At 67.6% G+C, this 14,701-nt stretch carries 25 protein-coding genes; 15 read left to right on the plus strand and 10 right to left on the minus strand.

Annotation, left to right across the window (positions count from 1 at the left end; translation table 11 throughout):
* Positions 1-133: 133 nt before the first annotated feature.
* From FFS51_RS13725 to FFS51_RS13765, 9 genes are all read right to left on the minus strand, one after another.
* Complete coding sequence (locus FFS51_RS13725; RefSeq protein WP_137878673.1) at positions 134-376, minus strand: hypothetical protein; 243 nt, start codon at positions 374-376, stop codon at positions 134-136.
* Between the two features lie 167 nt (positions 377-543).
* Entirely contained in the window at positions 544-1,767 is a 1,224-nt protein-coding gene (locus FFS51_RS13730; RefSeq protein WP_137878674.1) for an RtcB family protein, read from the minus strand.
* Between the two features lie 85 nt (positions 1,768-1,852).
* Positions 1,853-2,566, minus strand: a complete 714-nt coding sequence (locus FFS51_RS13735; RefSeq protein WP_137878675.1) for an ead/Ea22-like family protein — start codon at positions 2,564-2,566, stop codon at positions 1,853-1,855.
* 30 nt (positions 2,567-2,596) lie between these two features.
* Positions 2,597-3,244 carry a hypothetical protein gene (locus tag FFS51_RS13740; protein WP_137878676.1) on the minus strand — a complete coding sequence of 216 codons (648 nt, stop codon included), beginning with the start codon at positions 3,242-3,244 and terminating at the stop codon, positions 2,597-2,599.
* A 33-nt stretch (positions 3,245-3,277) separates the two neighbouring features.
* A complete protein-coding gene (locus FFS51_RS13745) occupies positions 3,278-3,673 on the minus strand; it encodes a hypothetical protein (RefSeq protein WP_137878677.1) in 396 nt (131 codons plus the stop codon).
* Between the two features lie 154 nt (positions 3,674-3,827).
* A complete protein-coding gene (locus FFS51_RS13750; protein ID WP_137878678.1) occupies positions 3,828-4,145 on the minus strand; it encodes a hypothetical protein in 318 nt (105 codons plus the stop codon).
* 53 nt (positions 4,146-4,198) lie between these two features.
* Positions 4,199-4,876 (minus strand): metallophosphoesterase, encoded by a 678-nt coding sequence (locus FFS51_RS13755; RefSeq protein WP_137878679.1) that lies wholly within the window; start codon positions 4,874-4,876, stop codon positions 4,199-4,201.
* Positions 4,877-4,885: 9 nt separating this feature from the next.
* Entirely contained in the window at positions 4,886-5,407 is a 522-nt protein-coding gene (locus tag FFS51_RS13760; RefSeq protein WP_137878680.1) for a DNA N-6-adenine-methyltransferase, read from the minus strand.
* A 23-nt stretch (positions 5,408-5,430) separates the two neighbouring features.
* Positions 5,431-5,781, minus strand: a complete 351-nt coding sequence (locus tag FFS51_RS13765; protein ID WP_137878681.1) for a hypothetical protein — start codon at positions 5,779-5,781, stop codon at positions 5,431-5,433.
* Between the two features lie 194 nt (positions 5,782-5,975).
* Between FFS51_RS13765 and FFS51_RS13770 the strand changes: the two genes are divergently transcribed.
* The 15 genes from FFS51_RS13770 to FFS51_RS13840 all read left to right on the plus strand — a co-directional run bounded on the left by FFS51_RS13770 (position 5,976) and on the right by FFS51_RS13840 (position 12,953).
* On the plus strand, positions 5,976-6,284 hold the full coding sequence (locus FFS51_RS13770) for a hypothetical protein (protein WP_137878682.1): 309 nt from the start codon (positions 5,976-5,978) through the stop codon (positions 6,282-6,284).
* 232 nt (positions 6,285-6,516) lie between these two features.
* A complete protein-coding gene (locus FFS51_RS13775) occupies positions 6,517-6,813 on the plus strand; it encodes a hypothetical protein (protein WP_137878683.1) in 297 nt (98 codons plus the stop codon).
* Positions 6,810-7,211 carry a hypothetical protein gene (locus FFS51_RS13780; protein WP_137878684.1) on the plus strand — a complete coding sequence of 134 codons (402 nt, stop codon included), beginning with the start codon at positions 6,810-6,812 and terminating at the stop codon, positions 7,209-7,211. The genes FFS51_RS13775 and FFS51_RS13780 overlap by 4 nt, the downstream gene beginning before the upstream one ends.
* A gap of 7 nt (positions 7,212-7,218) precedes the next feature.
* On the plus strand, positions 7,219-7,740 hold the full coding sequence (locus FFS51_RS13785; protein ID WP_137878685.1) for a hypothetical protein: 522 nt from the start codon (positions 7,219-7,221) through the stop codon (positions 7,738-7,740).
* Entirely contained in the window at positions 7,737-8,141 is a 405-nt protein-coding gene (locus tag FFS51_RS13790) for a hypothetical protein (RefSeq protein WP_137878686.1), read from the plus strand. The genes FFS51_RS13785 and FFS51_RS13790 overlap by 4 nt, the downstream gene beginning before the upstream one ends.
* Positions 8,138-8,482 carry a hypothetical protein gene (locus FFS51_RS13795; protein ID WP_137878687.1) on the plus strand — a complete coding sequence of 115 codons (345 nt, stop codon included), beginning with the start codon at positions 8,138-8,140 and terminating at the stop codon, positions 8,480-8,482. Before FFS51_RS13790 ends, FFS51_RS13795 begins: the two co-directional genes overlap by 4 nt.
* A 63-nt stretch (positions 8,483-8,545) precedes the next feature.
* Positions 8,546-9,046, plus strand: coding sequence for a hypothetical protein (locus FFS51_RS13800; RefSeq protein WP_137878688.1), 501 nt, complete (start codon positions 8,546-8,548; stop codon positions 9,044-9,046).
* The gene (locus FFS51_RS13805) at positions 9,043-9,501 is read left to right on the plus strand and encodes a hypothetical protein (RefSeq protein WP_137878689.1); all 459 of its coding nucleotides are present in this window, start codon (positions 9,043-9,045) and stop codon (positions 9,499-9,501) included. Before FFS51_RS13800 ends, FFS51_RS13805 begins: the two co-directional genes overlap by 4 nt.
* A 198-nt stretch (positions 9,502-9,699) precedes the next feature.
* A complete protein-coding gene (locus FFS51_RS13810; RefSeq protein ID WP_137878690.1) occupies positions 9,700-10,023 on the plus strand; it encodes a hypothetical protein in 324 nt (107 codons plus the stop codon).
* A gap of 127 nt (positions 10,024-10,150) precedes the next feature.
* The gene (locus FFS51_RS13815) at positions 10,151-10,546 is read left to right on the plus strand and encodes a hypothetical protein (RefSeq protein WP_137878691.1); all 396 of its coding nucleotides are present in this window, start codon (positions 10,151-10,153) and stop codon (positions 10,544-10,546) included.
* A gap of 528 nt (positions 10,547-11,074) precedes the next feature.
* Entirely contained in the window at positions 11,075-11,557 is a 483-nt protein-coding gene (locus FFS51_RS13820; protein WP_137878692.1) for a hypothetical protein, read from the plus strand.
* Positions 11,554-11,880 (plus strand): hypothetical protein, encoded by a 327-nt coding sequence (locus tag FFS51_RS13825; RefSeq protein WP_137878693.1) that lies wholly within the window; start codon positions 11,554-11,556, stop codon positions 11,878-11,880. The genes FFS51_RS13820 and FFS51_RS13825 overlap by 4 nt, the downstream gene beginning before the upstream one ends.
* Positions 11,881-11,947: 67 nt before the next feature.
* Positions 11,948-12,280 carry a hypothetical protein gene (locus FFS51_RS13830; RefSeq protein ID WP_137878694.1) on the plus strand — a complete coding sequence of 111 codons (333 nt, stop codon included), beginning with the start codon at positions 11,948-11,950 and terminating at the stop codon, positions 12,278-12,280.
* Positions 12,277-12,687 carry a hypothetical protein gene (locus FFS51_RS13835; protein ID WP_137878695.1) on the plus strand — a complete coding sequence of 137 codons (411 nt, stop codon included), beginning with the start codon at positions 12,277-12,279 and terminating at the stop codon, positions 12,685-12,687. Before FFS51_RS13830 ends, FFS51_RS13835 begins: the two co-directional genes overlap by 4 nt.
* Entirely contained in the window at positions 12,684-12,953 is a 270-nt protein-coding gene (locus FFS51_RS13840) for a hypothetical protein (RefSeq protein WP_137878696.1), read from the plus strand. The genes FFS51_RS13835 and FFS51_RS13840 overlap by 4 nt, the downstream gene beginning before the upstream one ends.
* On the opposite strand, the gene FFS51_RS13845 is transcribed toward FFS51_RS13840, so the two are convergent.
* Positions 12,954-14,219, minus strand: coding sequence for a hypothetical protein (locus tag FFS51_RS13845; RefSeq protein WP_137878697.1), 1,266 nt, complete (start codon positions 14,217-14,219; stop codon positions 12,954-12,956).
* Between the last annotated feature and the right edge of the window lie 482 nt (positions 14,220-14,701).

The raw sequence follows: 14,701 nt of genomic DNA on the forward strand, positions 1-14,701 counted from the left end.
AACTCAACAGTCGCCCCCGGAAAGCTCTCGAATGGGACACCCCGGCCGAGCGCTTCGCTGCTTTACTGGACAGCAAATAACTCAGACCGTTGCGACGATCGCTGGAATCCAAGTGATCTCGATCTCGGTCATGTCAGTTCTCCTTCGAGAGGTCGCTCGCGGAAGTCGCGGCGGGCAACACCTCCCGCTGCTCCCGGTCAGCTGCAATGCCCTGCTCGATCAATGCGCGGATGTCGTCGGCGTCGATGTCGCTCTCAGCCTGGGCGCGAGTGAAGCCCTCCTCACCGTACTCATTGGGTTCCTCCCAGTCGGTGCCGAGGCCATAGTTGCGCTCGATGACCTCTCGTGCGATCTGCTCGGGGGTCTTGATGGTCATGCTCGTGCTCCTTGGGTGCGTCAGCGGCTGCGGTCAGCTATCACCCACATGCGCGGTCGCCGGCGAGTAGGTGGCCAGAAGCACATTTGCCCGCGGCGCACGGCGGCACCGGCGATCACCTGCCCACAAGCGTCACGTCTGCCGGGCGGCCGACGCTGGTTTTCGGCTCAGCCCTTCACGCACAGGATGGTGTCGAGCTTCTCGACCACTTCCACGAGGTCGCTCTCCGCCGCGATGACGTCGTCGAGGTCCTTGTAAGCGAGCGAGATCTCGTCGATCACGCCGGCGTCCGTGCGCGCCTCGATGCCCTTCATCGTGCGCTCGACGTCGGCGACGGTGAAGCGACGTTTGGCCTCCGACCGGCTGTACTTTCGGCCGGCACCGTGGCTGGCGGACTGGAAGGAGAGGGGGTTGCCGAGTCCGCGGACGATGTAGGAGCCGGTCGCCATCGAGCCGGGGATGAGCGCCAATTCCCCCGCCTTCGCCGAGATCGCTCCCTTGCGGGTGACGATCATCATCCGCGCGTCGATCTCCTCCTGCGCGACGTAGTTGTGATGGCAGTTGATCTCGTCAGCGAACGAGACGACCGAGTCATAGGACGAGTCGGCGAAGTACGACACCAGTTCGCGCTTGACGAGCTCCATCATCACCGTGCGGGATCGCATCGCGTAGTCCTGCGCCCAGCCGAGGTCGTGGAGGTAGTCGTCCATCTCGACGGTGCCCTTGTAGAACAGGGAGAGCTCCTCCAGGTGCTTCGGGAGGTCCGCGTTCACCGGAAGTTCCTTCGCCTTGGAGATGTGGCGCTTCGCCAGCTCGTTGCCGACGCCGCGCGAGCCGGAGTGCAGCGTGATCCAGATGCCGCCCGACTGGTCTGTGGTGAGCTCGATGAAGTGGTTGCCGCCGCCGAGCGTGCCCAGCTGGCGGGCCGCGCGCCCCTCCAGCTTGTCGATGCCGGGGGCGCGGAGGTCGCCGAAGCGCCGCGTGAGACGGTCGACGGCGGCGCGGTGGCGGATAGGGAGGACATTGACGTTGACGGGGCTGTCGTGCATGTTGAAGCCGACGGGGATCGCGTTCTCGAACCGTGCGCGGAGCGCCTTGAGATTGCGGTCGTCGAGGTCATCGAGCATCAGCGAGGTCTTCACGGCGTTCACGCCGCAGCCGATGTCGACGCCAACGGCGGCCGGCGCGAGAGCCTGCTCCATCGCGATGACGGAACCGACGGTCGCGCCGTCGCCCCAGTGGACGTCGGGCATCACCCTGAGCCCGTGCAGGCCGGGGAGCTCGGCGACGTTGCGGAGCTGCTGGAGCGCGGAGGCTTCGATCTCATACTCGTGTGCCCACATGAGGACGGGCGCCGCGGCGCCCGGGAGAGGGACTGGGAAAGCGCTCATGTCAGCTCCCCTTCGGTGACGCGGTCGGCCGGCCCTTCGTACGCAGGCAAATCGAGGAGCGAGCGGAGGGCTTCCCGGATGTCGATCACTGGTTGTCTCCTTCGTGGTCTCGGTCCCATTTCCGGGACGCCCTCTTCCACCGGCGCTCGCCCATCAGCGCGAGAGCTGCCGCCAGCACAGCGAAAGCGAGGAATGCGCTGAAGGCGCCCAAGGGGAGGAGCACGCCGTTGATGAAGCCGTACGCACTCCACGAGACTGCGAGGGCGACGGCCGCGAGACCGAGGACCACCACCAGCGCGAAGATCGTGAAGGCCCACCCGGTAACCTTCTCGATGCGCCTGTACGGGTTACGCCTCGTCATGGGATCCACCGAACTGGGTCGTACTGGAAGTGGTGTCACGGCGAGATGCTTCACGATCGGCGGGCAGAGGGCCTCCCAGACCTCACGGCTGTCGTGATCCCACGAACCGGCCTTGGCGCGCGCGGTGAGGATGGCGCGGACGGCGGCAAGCTTGGAGTCCGCGTCGGCAAGCCTGGCCTCCGCAGCCTCGAGGCGGTCCAGCAGCGCGAGTACCACGTCGGGACCGACGGCGGCGATGTAGGCGGCGTTGCGCACGCCGCGCGCATGCTCAGCATCTGCGCGTTCGTGGTCGGCGAAATTCATTCCGAACACATTGGACAGGCGGTTGTCGTCCGGGTACACGGGGTCCGTGAACACCCATGCGTCTCCGGCTCCCCACGGACCCGGCGTTGCCGCTTCGGCCTTCACCCTCAGGACTTTGATGTCGATGTCAGTCACGTCAGTTCTCCTTCGTGAGGTTGGCGCGGATCACAGGTGGACTCCCAGTGCGTCGAGGATGCGACCGGCGTAGAGGTCCGTGTCTTCCGAGCGGTCATCGGTCTTCACGGCGTCGATGACGTCACAGACGGCGGTGTACTCGTCGCGCGTGGCAACGCGGACACCGGGAGCATTCTCCGGTACCCACGACTCCCATGCCGCCTGGATGCTGGCGTTATAGCCAGCAAGAGCCGCGATGTCCGCGATGCCACGAGGCGAAAGGCCGCCCGTAACCAGATCATCGGTGATGGCGCGGCCGATCTTGCTCGCGACTTCGTAGGGAGTCTCCTCGACGGCGGGCGGCTCGAGGAGGGCGCGGAAGGCTTCCCGGATGGAGACGCAGTTGTGCATGGCGAAGCCGCCCGCGTTGTGGAGGCCGCGGTCGTTGGGAATCGAGGCGCGATCCCAGTCCGCAAGAATTGCGCGCGCTTCGGCGTGGCGGTCGTAGCCTTCCTCCTGGATCGTCACGACGTGGCTCCGCTGGGCTCGGTCGGCTTCGATGAGATTGCGCACGGCGCGCTCCGTCTCAGCGAGACCCGGGTCGTCGGCGCCAACGTCCGTGACATGGCACTCGTGTGCCGCCGCGTAGATGAACTGCGCCTCCATCGCTGCGATCTGCTCGGGGGTCTTGAGGGTCATGCTCGTTCTCCTTGGGTGCGTCAGCGGGTACGGTCAGCTATCGCTCACATGCGCGGTGACGGTGGTGATCACCCAACGCTCGTCGTCGAGCTCGTCCCCCAGCAGGTAGCTGTCCGCAGCCTCAGGATCCGTGAACCCCTGCTCGGCAGCGAGCATGTCGAGGGTGTCGTGGAGGCCCGGTCGAAGCTCATCGATCTCCTCGGGATCACGCTCCGAGCCGTCGGCCAGTCGGAACCCGGCGAACGTCAGCCGTGGGGTGTCGTTGATGCTGAACAGCACCGCGGCGACACCGGTGGGTATGAGGCGCTCAACCTCCGCGATGAACGCGAAATGGAACTGCGCCGCCGCGTGCGAGTACGCGTCACGCGCGGACGTGAACTCGGGGCTCAGCCCGTCGGGGTAGATCAGGGGACTCTCGGTCGTTGCCATACCACCCACATGCGCGGCGACCGTGCTTACCGACTCAGTGCTCGAGCCGCTTCCTCCGCGAGAACACCGATGAGCGTTCCCACGCCAACACCCACGCAGCCCCACCCGACCCACGCGACCCGCTCCAGCCGGCTCATTCGAGCTCGACGGCGGGTCATCCGTCGATCGCTGTCAGCAGCGCACCGTCAGCGCGTCGAACAATCCGTGAACCATCGTCGAGCGTGAACGTGAACTCGTCCCCTCCGTACTGGCGGACCTCACGGTCAACGGCCACGACCGTCGCCCGCCCCTGCGGGCCGAACAGGCGCAGGACCGTCCCCGCCCGCACCTCACGGATGGAGATCGGGCGCTCCCCCACGAGGTTCGGCGCCGGCTCGTCCTCTGCGAGTGAGCCCTCTGGTGGTGTTGGCGGCCGGCCGGCGAACCGCCCCACCGTGTCGTGAGCGTTCCCGTGGCGGTCCGTGGTCGTCATACCGAACATGTGTGCGGCGGCGGCACCACCGTGCGCGCGGCCAGCGAGAACCGTCACCGGCGCTTCAACGCGCGAGCGTGCACAGCGTCCATGTCCGCCGACCATGTGAACGGCTCCACCGCACCCACTGCCTCCCGATGCTCCCGCAGCTCCCGCAGCCAGACGATGACCTGCTCCTGCGGGACAGGGCGGAAACCCCACGCGTCAACACCGACATGCAGCTCGTGACCGTGACCCTGCTCGGTGCCGTGCGTGTGACCATGCAGAAGCGGCACACCGAAGTCCGGGAGGCGGAACTGGTTGTGTCGGGACGCGGCCGCACCGCCGCGAGCAGGCCCATCGCCCCACGCGGCGTACGGGAAGTGGGACAGCAGCACCTCCGTCCCCTCCAGACGCCGCCGCCCGAACGGGCTGACCGAAGCGAACACGTCCAGGAACGCCGGCAGCGACGACGCGAACGTGCGCCGATGCATTGGATGCACCCGGTCATGGTTCCCGGTGATGAGGTGCTTACGTCCCGGGAGCTTCCGCAGGATGGACAGCGCCCCGGCGGGCGCACCCGCCGCGATGTCACCCAGCACGATCACCACGTCACGGGGTTTCACCGTCTCGTTCCACCGGTCCGCGATCACCGCGTCATGCTCAGCGGCCGACGTGAACCCTCGCTTCGCCGCCACAAGCTCATGCTCGAAATGCGGGTCGGATGTGTAGTGGACTTCGGTGACGCTCATGGCTCCCTCTCAGCGGCGGGCGGCGCCCACCACCTCACCCACATGCGCGGTGCGCAGCGTCACCAGATGACCCGCCAGCCCGCTCCGTCCGAGCCGGTCAGCTGCCTCATCCCCGTACGCGACAAGGCAGGACGGGGCTCCACCGTTCGCGGCAGCGGGCGCCCCGTCAGGCGTGTGGAAGGTGAGACGGCCGCGCAGGAACAGCACAGCGGTCGCCTTCCCCCACACCTGCTCATGGAACCCCGCCGTTTCCGTGCGCGCGAAGATGAGCGCCACACCCCTACCCGCCTCGGCGAGCTTCGCCAGCCACACCCACGTCTGCGGCCCGTACGGCGGGTTGCACCAGACGAACCCGTCCCAGTCGGCAGCGAGCCCGTCATCCGGGAGCGTGATGTGCCGTGCCGCAGTCGGCCATGGGCGCGGTTCAGGGGCAGCGCACGGGTCCAGGTCGAACGGGCCGAGCGCCCGGATAATCGACGGTGGGGTCAGCCACGTGTGCGTGACCGCCGCAGCCGACTGGTGAGATCCCATACCAGCGCGCTGACCCACCGATGTCACCGGGAGCCTCGAGCGCGCAGTGCGAGCTCCCAACGCTCACGCTCCCCCAACTCCGCGTCGCCGGCAGCCTCCGCGAGCTCCGCCGGCAGGAACACCGACTCGTCCCGGTGGAACACGCCGATCAGCACGAACGCGGCGGCCCCGGCAACGAGCCACGCCAGGACCGCGAGGAACCCTGCGGTGAGACTGGCGGCGCCGGCAGGGTCACCGAACCGGACCGACACCGCGAACACGAGGGCGTAGACCGCCGCGCCGGCGCCGACAGCGCCAGCGACAGTCAGAGCACTCAACCACTGCGACCACCGTGCTTTCCGTGCACGGTCAGGGTTCACCAGCCACCGAGACATGGCACCCACCTCCCGCGGGAGCCGCTCCCGCCTACCCACCACATGCGCGGTGCACACGTTTCGTCGCTCGCCGCGCATGTGATGGGTATGACCTGCGCTACCGCTCACCGTGCCGGACACCCCGGCGCAACCCAACGGGACAGCGCGCACCGGACCAGCAGCCGTCCCTTCACCTCAGATGACGGGGGCCGGCAGTGACGTTCGGGCGCAGCGGACTGATCTCGGACGCGTTCGACGCGCGCCGGCAGTGTCGTGCGGAGTTCGACGATGTCCTCTACGCCGCGTACGACGCCGCGGAGGAAGCCTGTCGTGGCGCACTGCTCAACGCGGAAGGGCGTGCGCGGAACATCGACGCCCTGTCCCTGTTCATGGGGAACACCGCGCGAGCGCACCGCTACGCGTCAGAGGAGCTCCGCGAATGGTGGGAGACGCATCCGAGGGTCACCTTCGCGATGTTCGAGCGTCAGTGGGCCGATCAGCGCGCGTGGGAGATGGCGGGCTGATCGCCGCGCTGCCTCCCGAACATCATCCGGGCGCGGTGATGCCGGCCGGAGCTCGCGAACACTCAACGCCACGAGCGGTACTCCACTCGTGGCGTTGAGTGTTCGCGCCCTTGTGGCGGTCGTGCCCTTGGGCCGGACACAGTCGCGGGGGTCCTCGGGGTCGACGCGGCACGCGGACGCAGGCTGCTTCACCGCGCATGTGGAAGGTACAGAGCACCAAGGAGACCTCCTCATGATCGCCATCGCACCGGCGCAGATCCAACCGCCGACCCTCGAACAAGCACGCGCGCTCACGGGCGCACTCAACAGGGAGACGGAGCCCGACACTCTCACCCGTGCGCGGTGGCGGGTGAACGTCACCTTCGAAGCGTTCTACGACGACGAGCCGGGTGAGCCCGACCAGGCCATCCGTGATGTACTCACGGACCTCATCCACGAAGCACGCGCCCGCGGGGTCGATGTCGACGACGCCATACGGCGTGCAACGGAGATGGCCGACCTCGAGCGGGCGGATTGGACAGAGCGATGACCAACGAGGACCTCACCCGCATCCCCCGCGCCGAGGCTGTCCGCCGCTTCACGGCCGCGACCCACGTCACGATCACCGCCCGCACGATTCGCGGGGAGGATGTCCCGAACAACGGCGACGGTACGCCCCTGGTCGGCGTGCGTCGCGAGGTCGCGCGAGTCACGAGCACCGGCGTCTACTACGTCGTGGGGCACAGCGCGGACGGAACGCGCAAGTTCCATGCCCGAAGCGCCGAAACCCGATTCGCCGAGAGCTACGGCGACACGTGGAGCGAGGACGCCGACGGGAACCTCGTGCTGACGGCGTACTACACCGCGGTCGGGCACCACGCCGGGCGTCCCACCTTCGAGACCCGCGAGCACGGCCGCATCACCTACAAGCTGGAAGGGGGTCTCTGACATGGGAATGAGCTACGACGTCACGTTCCATGACGCCCTCATCAAGCCCGAGCGGTACGCCGAACTTCTCGGCCCCAACGCCTACGTGACGCCCGAGGCGTTGGCAGAAGCCGCGCTCGATCACGTGCGCGAGCTGCTGAGCGACGGCACGGAGCCGGTGCAGGACGAGAACGGCATCCTCCTCGACGGCGACGGCTTCTACGACAGTGCGAGCTACAGCTACGGACGAGACCTCCGAGAACTGCTCGCTCACTGCGAGCCTGGCGCCTACATCCACGAGATTGACGTCGAGGATATGACCGGAGAGCAGTGGCGCTTCCTAGTCATGCCCGACCGCTCTATCAAGACGATCAACGCCGAGATCCGCTTCCCCGGGATGGACTGGCCGACGAACCTCCCGAGCCTCATCGCAGACGCGCGCACAGCGCTCGATTTCGAGGGCGTCATCTCGCCCGCCGTGGTCGACGCGCTGGCGGGCACGCTGCGCACCCTGGTGGATGCGCTGGACCCGGAAGGAGCCGCGGCATGAGCACCGTCAGAGTTGAGATGGGTCGCCATCGCAGCATCCGCCTGCACTCGACGTTCACCGCCGATGTTCCGGTTGAGATGCTGACCGACGCTACCTACTTCGACGAGTTCGGAAACCCCACGAGTGCGTTCGATCAGTGGATGTGCGACAACGGGGATGAGTCAGGCGTTGTGCGCGGGGACGATGGTCGAGGCGACGACCTCGACTACGAAGTCGAGACCATCGACGGCGAGGACGCGCACGACTTCATCAACCGCCTCGGTATGGTCCAGTGCCCTAACTGCGGCGAATGGGTTGAGCCAGATGAGATGAATCGCTGGCCGAACCTCACCCCGCCCGTGACCATGTGCGACAGCTGCGAGCACGACGCGCGGCGCAGCGGATGGGAGCCGGGACAGTGAGCGACCTCGACAGCCCGGTCCTGTTCCAGGACGTGCTCCGCGACGAGAACACAGGCGTCACCTACACGCCTGCCACATTCGAGAACGCGCTCGGTTACGTCGTGACCCACCCGGACGGCCGCAAGGAGTGCCTGATCCTGCACCCCTCCGGCTGGCACGACATCAACGAGCGCGACTCACAGGGCGACACGTTCATCTACCGGATGAACACTGACGAGGTCGCCGAGTGGGAGCGCAACTGCGCTGACCCGGACGCCGAGCCGCTTGATTGGTGGCATTTCGTTGGCGCCCCAGTTACCTACGTCAACCACTTCGAGAACGAGAGCGAGGTCCCCGCATGACCGCGCAGATCACCAATTACGGCACAGGAGCCGGCGGCGCGGGACACCGCGCATGTGGGAAGCATGACCACGCCAAGCTCGACGTACCAAGAAGCCCTCGCCGCCGTGATCGCTGCCGACAACGCATTCGTCGATGCGTCGATCGCTGAGATCCAGCGCCTCATGCCCGAGGGCGTCGCTGCCGTCTACGTACACCTCAACGACACTCCGCGCCTGGCGGTATGGACGTGGGTCGACGCGAACGGCGAGGACGTGCTGGACGACACGAGCGATGCGTACGACAGCATGGAAGAGGTCGCCTCAGCCCTCGGGTGGCACGAGTTCGATGAAGCGGACAACTACCTGCTGGAAGCCCCCGTGAGCGACGAGCACGGAGACACCGTGTGGAAGATCGAGCGGGCGGAGATCGGCGGGCAGCCCGACGAGGAGCGCCCCGAATGGAACGGCAACAACACGGGGTGGAAGGCGTGGCTCGGGGCTACTCCGGAGCAGGGCCAGCGAATCCTCGAGACCATGGCCGCTGACCCTCGCGATGTCGACACTGCGCAGGGCCCGGTCGCATGACGGGGCCCGTCGACAGCGCCGACTCCGGGGACTTCCACCGGCGGCCCGCGCCCGCCCCGGTCCCCCTGTTCCACGACAGCCGTGAGGACGCCCCGCCCTACGCTGAGCTCGACGCCGGCACACTGCCATGGTCGTGGACGATCCGCGTCAACCACGGCACCTTCACCGTCCGCGTTCGCTCACACGTCGGCACCCGCCGCAGCGCCGATCGGCGTGCCGCCCGCCTTGTCGCCGCCGCCGCCCGCGACTACGAGCGTGAGAAGACGTCACGCCACCGCGTTGAGCCGATCACCGCCGCAGACCATGCGCTGGTGCGTGACGCACGTGTCGCGGCCGCCGAGGCTCTCGCCGACCTCCGCAACCCGGACGCGGCCTGGCAGCGAGAGTTCAACGCCTTGGACACCGCGAGCTCACCACGCCCCCTGCAGTCGCACGACGACACGCAGGGCGAGTGAGCCGCACCGTCCATCGACGCGCTCTCATCCGCATCGCAGGTGCACCGCGCATGTGGGAGGTGGGGATGCGTCCCTCTCCGCGAGACGTTCCGACGGCCGCGGACACACCGACATCCGGCCGCCAATCCAGGGAGACATTGTGAGCCTCACCACCACCGAGACCGCAACCACGAAGGCCTCCCGGAAGGGGGAGAGCAAGTGATCGACATCAGCAACATCAACGTCGGGGACCGGGTTCACCTGACTGCCAAGAACGGTGATGAGGCGTGGTTCACGGTGAAGAGCATTCGTGCGGGCTACCTGGACTCCAAGCACAACTCCTACTACGGAACCGAATGGGACACCATCGAGGTGCTCACCCCTGCGCTCCCGACCAAGCTCGGCTACTACGAGGCAGAGCGGTTCGCTGTGGCCAAAGGCTCCCCTCTCTATCGGCTGACCCGGCTTGGCTGGTCGGTGGATGGAAGGGACCTCACGGAAAGCCAGGTCCGTGAAGTAGGTCGCCTGCGCTTCGTCATCTGATCCGCATCGGAGTGAGCGAGCGAACGGGGCAGGAAATCGCCGCACCGCAGCGCGAGACGTTCCGACGGCCGTGGAGTCTCCCCTGTCGCCATCACCTACCCGCCACAATCCACAGACAGAAAACACCATGACCGCGACCGCAACAGTCCCCCGGCTCAGAGACCGCATCCCGCTGCTCTCCGCACTCCCCGAACGGGATCGCCGTGTCGGCGCTGACGTTTACGCCCATGGTCGCCGGCGCGGCATCGTGGAAGAGGCGACCGATGCCGGGGCAACCGTCCGCTTCGACGACGCGTCCTCGCACTGGTACGAGTGGGACCGCCTCACGCACGAGCCGGCACCGCCGCTGCGGTTCACCATCACCCGAGAGGACATCAGCGTCGGTCCTGAATGGACGCCGTGGGGCGTCTTCGGGAATCGGCCCGACGAGGGCTCGGACTACCTCTGGGGTCACTTCGCGACTCACGCCGAGGCCGTGAGATACGCCGCCAACGCGTTGCACGCTGAGGCGGTGAACGCATGAGCTGCCCCGCCGTCAACGGCACATACAACTGCCAACGTCGCGCCAGCCACAGAGGCGACCACGCCCATGTCGGGGTGTCCGACCGCACACTGCGGTGGAACAGCCACCGAACCTACTCGGAGAGAACTACAAACATTCTCGAACGCGCATTCGCAGGCGAGGACGGGAGCACCCTCACCCTCGAACAGATCGCACAGGCGGCCGCCCTGGCGGGGACGTTCATGGAAGCGGCCGAAGGCGACAGCGGCGACGCTGAGTTCAGTGCTGCGTGGGCACTCGCAGAGCACGTGCGGAGCATCACCCAAGGTGCACTCCGGCCGGGCTGAGACTGAGCCAGCGGGTGGTGGCGTTGACACCTACAGAGGAGCAGGGGCGACCGCGCCGAGGTGGTAGGGCGCGCGTGTGTTTGGAGTCTCCCCTGTCGCCACTACCCACCCGTCTCCGCACGCACGCAGATAGCAGGCGGGTCGGGCACCGCGCATGTGGAAGGCACAGGCACTCACCGCCGTGAACCCGAAGGGGACAGACATGACGACCGCATCCGACACCTCCGCAGTGGCAACTCCCGACCGTTCCCCGGCGTACGCGATGCACCTCGGAACCCAGGACGCGGAGGCGCTCCTCGAGATCGTTCCCGCCAACCTCATCGTCTACCGCGACGGTGACTCCTGGGAGGAATGGGGTGACGGTCACCCCGGCGACCCGAACCCGTTCGACCCGCACGGCCAGAGCGAAGCGGAGCACATCGTCCTCTGCGGTGACAACCCAGACGCGATGCTCGCGGACGTGGCCTACTTCGTCGCAGAAGGCCCGAACCTCGCCCGGATGAGCCGGCCCGGCCAGGCAGGCATCTTCGCGGTCATCACCAGCGCCGACGACTGGTCGGAGAGCCTCTGCACGCTCCGCGACGACATGCACGAACGAGCCGCCGCCGCCTCCGACTACCTCCAGGTGTATGAACGCGATCGTCGACGTGCACTGCGCGCGTCACGGACCGGTCGTGGAGCATGAGCGCCCTCACCTTCACCGAACCCCGAGACGTGTCGACGGGCGTCCTCGACCACACCCCGCGCCTCGCCCTCACCGTCAACGGGCACGTCACCGTTGAGGTCGCGACCGCGCAGCCCGCGGACGGATGGATCGCCGGGTGCTACATCGCACCGACACTCACCGTCCCATCCGCGTCCCAACTGCAGACGCTCGCGGCGATCGGTGTGCGCGACACTCACGGGCAGTCCCGAGTCGACGTTCCCGGGCACCTCTGGCGACGGTTCTACCAGCGGTTGCGCGCAGCCGGCGCCCCTCTCCCCGACCCGCCGACCGGCAGTGAGTGACCGAACCACCACGCCCACGCTGCCCGGCCGTGGCGACCGGGCGTACGGCACCGCGCATGTGGGAAGCATGGACACACTCCTCGATGCCCTCGACCTCCACCACGCGATCGGACGTCGCATCGAACAGGTCGAAACAGCGTCCGCTCACGCCGACGCTATCGCCGCAGGAATCGCTCGACCGAACCCCCAGTACTTCGACCTGCTCCTGCTGCGACTCACCGAAGACCGCCAGTTCCTGAGCGCATACGCACAGACCATCGCGGAACGGATCGCGGTGCTCCCCTACGCCGACCAAGCGGAGCAAGCCACCGCCCACCTCCGACCCGTCACCGAAGCGATCGAACGAGCGAACCTCGCACACGCTCGCGTTCGACACGCGCGAGAAGAAGCCCGCACATGACCTCCCCCACCACCAGCATCACCGTCCACCCCATCGACGGGCGAGTCGCTGTCCTCGTCCACGATGCCGGCGCGGACGTGAGGATCACCGTCGACCACGCCCAACGGATCGCGGACGACATCGACGCGACCGTCACCCGCGGGCGCCACCATGGCAGCATCGCGGTCAGCATCAGCCGGCGGCTCACACTCGAGCTCGCGACCGCGGACGCGCGACACCTCGGCATCCGACTCCGCGACGCCGCCGCCGTCAGCGCCAGCACGAACGCGGTCGACACGTACGACGCGCTCATCGCCGCCGCCGACACACTCATCACCGACGGTGCAAGCGCCCACGACATCGTCGCCCGAGTGTGGGCCGCCGGCTACCTCGCTGGCACGCTCACGCAGCAGACCCCGGCCGCATGAGCGGGCACGACGGGGCGGACACCATCGTTGTCCGCCCGAACTTCGACACCGGCGTGCAGATCACCGTCCTCGCCACCACCGCCACCGTGGAACCGTATCGGGCGCTTGAACTGGCTGGGATCATCCTCGACCAGTGCGCCTACCCGGGAACGTTCGTTATCGCGTTCGGTGACATCCACCTTCACCTCACCGCCTCCAACGGTCGTGAGCTCGCGGTAGCGATCGCACGGAACGCAGACATCGTCCTCACCGGCCGCAGCCGATGATCAGATGTTCACGACCACATCCGTGAGCACCGTCCGCGAACCCCGCAACGACGCTTCAAGCTGAGCGGACTCCGCCAACGACGACACGAACGTGGACACCGCCCGAACGACCAGGTCATTCGGAAGCTGCGGCTGCACCTGCTCCCACGACACCATCGGGCCGCGACCACCGGACAGCTCGAAGAAGGCGGTAGGCACGAACAGGTTGTCGCCAGGAAGTTCCGGCACGAACGTGATCCGGCCCGCGCGCACAGACCCCGCCGGGATCTCCGACGCCGCCAACGTCACCCACAGCGCATCACGCACATCATCGGAGGACACCCGCAGACCGTTCTGCAGGTACTCGAACACGTTCCCCGCCACCCGCGCCCACTCCGGCTCATCCACCGGAACCCGCAACAGCACCGGCTGCGACAACGGCGCGTCCGGGTACGCGAGACGCAACGTGTCCGTCGACACCGGCCGGGCAAGCAACGACGTCAACCGCGCGAGAAGGTCCCGACGGACCGGCAACTCCGCACCATCATCGTCGAGCAACCCCATCACCGCGCACGACTGCTCCACCCGCGACCACGACACCAACACGAACGCCGCATCCGGAGCGTCCACCCGCACACCATGGCGCATGTCATCGAAGGAGGCCACGGCAATGCGCGTAGTCAACGACATGACACCCTCGAATCCTTCAGCCCAGCCCTGACCGTTCACCATATCGGTCGCACGCTCACCCGCCGACCCCATTGACCTGGGTACCGCGCTCTCCCCCAGGGCGAGCGCACGCGAGCCCGGCCCGGCGGTAGCCGCCGCCCGTAAAGAAGAGCTCGCCCCCTGTCGGGGGCTCGCTTGCGTGCGGTGTGCGTGCAGGGTGTTGGCGTTGTGCGGGGCGGCCGCCTTCGGCGTCTGGTGTTGGCGTTGCGGGGGCGGTGTGCGGTGGGAGCGGTTCGCGGGCGGGGGTGTTGGCGTTGTGTGGGCGTGATGTTGGTGTGGTGCCGCGGGGCGGCACGTGATGGTGGCGGTGTGAGGGTGGGGCTGGTTGCTGGTGGCCGGGTCGGTCTGCCTGTTGGTGCGGGTGGGTGCCCTGTGCTGCAGGCGGTGGACGTTCAGGTGACAGCATGCGGGCAGGGTGTGGGCGTCATGGTCGCTGGTGCACGCTTCCTGTGACGTCACGCCGGAGGCGGCGGCGGGGAACCCGCCGCGAACCCGCCCATCACCGGACCATCCGCTCACGTAACCCGCACCGGGCACCGCACCCGCAAGCACCGCCACCCCGTGAACATGCACGCCCCGAGGGGGGCCGCCACACGCGCGCACGCCACCGTCACCAACAGCACCACCCGCCCGTGAACGCACCCCAGGAACCGGACCACACGCAGGTGACATCACCATCACCACCCAGCCACCACGCGGAGGCGAAGCCTCCGCCAACGACCACCGAACCCAACACGCAAGAACACCCCACCCACACAGGCATCACGCTCACACGCAGCAAACACGCAGCCACAGAACGCGCACACCACCCACCCCGCCGCACACAAAACAGATAAGCGGCCACAACGCCCCCGGCAGGGTTCCCCCAGGGCAACGACAGCCAACCAGGCTGACGATGCCCGCAGCCCGAGCACAACGACGCCAACGGCGACGCGCGAGGGCCACCCCGGCACGTGACGCGAAGCGCAACAGCACGGACACAACGTGCTGTGAAGCGAAGCCTGGAAACGTGCCACCACAGGGGTGGGGGAAGAGGGGCG

This window comes from Microbacterium sp. 4NA327F11, assembly GCF_005503465.1.
GTDB lineage: Bacteria > Actinomycetota > Actinomycetes > Actinomycetales > Microbacteriaceae > Microbacterium > Microbacterium ginsengisoli.